The organism is Desulfovibrio sp. SGI.169, from assembly GCF_050313595.1.
In the GTDB taxonomy this organism is placed as follows: domain Bacteria; phylum Desulfobacterota; class Desulfovibrionia; order Desulfovibrionales; family Desulfovibrionaceae; genus Desulfovibrio.
The window spans coordinates 1-234 of the sequence record NZ_JBNPLS010000096.1; the positions used below are offsets into that span (position 1 = coordinate 1).

Annotated in this window: 1 pseudogene; it reads left to right on the forward strand. The window is 51.7% G+C overall.

Going from position 1 to position 234, the window contains the following annotated elements:
* Positions 1–234 (forward strand): annotated as a pseudogene (locus ACQRA4_RS13955) (transposase); the annotation flags it as partial.

Consider the following 234-nt stretch of genomic DNA (forward strand, 5'->3'; position numbering starts at 1 on the left):
CAAGATTTTTGCGGAACTTGTTGAGAAAAATGGCTCTACAACACGCTTGATGATTGACTCAACCCATCTCAAGGCCCACGGAACAGCAGCGAGTCCGCTGAAAAAAGGGGCTTTTCCCGATGCATCGGACGCACAAAAGGCGGCCTGAATTCAAAACTCCATGCTGTTTGCAATGCCTCCGGTCAACCAGCAGCGTTCCATCTGACCGGCGGTCAGGTGAGCGATTACAAGGGA